Genomic DNA, 2,106 nt, shown 5'->3' on the forward strand with positions numbered 1-2,106 from the left:
TGGCGCCCGGGCCGGCACGCCGGGGAGTGAGGTGGGCGCGGCCGCCGACGGCACCGGGGCCGGCGGGCGCGCCTCAGCCCTGCGCCGACCAGTCCGCCGGGTCGAGCCCCAGGGCCGCGGCCAGGCCCGTGGTGATCTCGCTCGGGCCGCCGCCGCGCCGGTCCTCGGCACGGAAGTGGCCGAGCACCGCGTGCAGCCGCCGGTCGGCCTCCCGGGCCCGGTCACGGGCCGTCAGGTGGGCGGCGTACGACAGCTCGGCGGCCGCGTGGAGGTCCGGCAGGCCGGCCTCCCCGCAGGCGGCCAGCAGCCGGTGCCAGACGAGATCGGCGGTCTCGTCGCGGAGCACCGGCGAGAGCGTCTGCGCCTCGGTCAGCAGGCACCAGAGGTGGATCCGGGTGATCGGCACGGCCGGCAGCAGTTCACGGGCCTCCCACGAGCAGCGCCGCGCGCCCTCCAGGTCACCGGTCGCCAGGCCGACTCGCCCCTGGTGCACCGTGGCCTCGACCAGGTGGCGGCGCTCGCCCGTGGCGCGGGCGAGGGCGAGTGCGGACGCGGTGAGCCGCTCGGCCTCGGCGCGCCCGCCGGCCAGCGCGGTGGCCGTGCCGAGGGTGGCGAGGGACCGGACGCGGGCGGCTGCGGCCCCGGGGCCCTCCGCCGCGTCGAGGGCCGCGACGGCCCGGCGTGCCGCCTCGGCCGCCTCGTGCGGCCGCTCCAGCGCGACCAGGGCCTGCGCCCGGCAGATGTGCAGCAGCGCGACCGGCACAGGGTCGCCGCACCGTTCGGCCGCCCTCCGGCCGACGTCGGCGCAGTCGAGCCAGGCGGTGAAGCGGCCGAGGCCCTGGTAGAGCGCCCCACTGAACAGGGCGAGCTGCCAGGCACGCCCGGGATCGGTGCGGGCGGTCGTGTCCGCCAGCGCGCGGACGGTCGGCTCCTCGGCGCGGAACCAGTCGAGCGCGGTGCGGATGTCGGCGATGGCCGGGAAGGCCTGCGGCGGGTGCGCCGGCGCCCCGGACCCCTCCTGCCAGGGGTCGAGGAAGCGCCCGCAGCGCCGGAGGACGGCGAGTACGTAGTCCGCCAGCCGCTCGCCCGGCAGCCGCCGGAGCGGCTCCGCCCGTTCGGCGAGCAGCCCGGCACCGAACGGGCGCACCAGGGGCGCGCGGCCGTAACGCCCCAGCCCGGTGCCGGTGAGCAGGTGGTGGGCGGCCAGCTCGTCCAACGCCCGGCGGGCGGCCGGGGTGTCGGTGCCGAGCAGTGCGGCGCTCGTGAGGGCGTCGACCTGGTCGCCCGGGTGCGCGGCCAGGGCGGCGAGCAGGTCGGCGGCCGGTGCGGAGAGCCGACGGTGCGTCAGGTCCAGTCGGCTGCGGACACCGAAGGCGCTGTCCACGCTCAGGGCGGTCAACCGCCCTGGTTCGTCGGCGAGTTCGTCCGCGAATGCCGACAGCGACCAGCCCGGCTGGGTGGCCAGCCGGGCCGCCGCGATCCGCAGGGCGAGCGGCAGCCGGTCGCACAGCCGGACGAGGCCGGCGGCGGCCCGCGGATCATCGCGCACCCGTTCGGGAGTCAGGGCGCGTTCCAGGAGGAGCAGGGCGTCGTCCTGCGACAGTTCGGCCAGCTGCAGCACGACGGCCCCGTCGAGGGCGAGCAGGTCCTGCAGGGGCCCCCGGCCGGTGACGACCGTCACGCAGCCGGGGTCTGACGGCAGCAGATCGACCACCTGGTCGGCGCCGTCGGCGTCGTCCAGGACCACCAGCAGCCGCCGGCCCGCGGTGCGTTCGCGGAACAGCCGGGCCCGGCCGGCGCGGTCCGCGGGAACGGCCCCGGCGGGGACGTCGAGCGCGTGCAGGAAGTCGGCGAGGACGTCCTCGGGCCGGGCCGGGCCGGACGCGGTGAGGCCGCGCAGGTCGGCGTACAGCAGGCCGCCGGGGAAACGGGCGGCGGCCCGGTGCGCCCAGGCGACGGCCAGCGCGCTCTTGCCGACGCCGGGCGGCCCGGTCACCAGGATCGGGCCGCCGGGGGTGCGCTCGCAAAGGCCGGCCCGGTCCAGCCGGTCGAGTTCCGCCCGCCGCCCGGCGAAGCCGGTCGGCCGGCGCGGCAGCCGGCCGGGGA

The 2,106-nt window shown here is 79.1% G+C and carries 1 protein-coding gene; it reads right to left on the bottom strand.

Annotated features, from left to right (window positions below; genetic code table 11):
- Window positions 1–73 precede the first annotated feature (73 nt).
- Window positions 74–2,106 (bottom strand): ATP-binding protein (locus KSNIM_RS31280; protein ID WP_263106483.1); only part of this gene is annotated, 2,033 nt, incomplete at its 5' end.

Origin of the sequence: Kitasatospora sp. DSM 101779 (assembly GCF_025655475.1) — a bacterium.
Taxonomy (GTDB): Bacteria; Actinomycetota; Actinomycetes; order Streptomycetales; family Streptomycetaceae; genus Kitasatospora.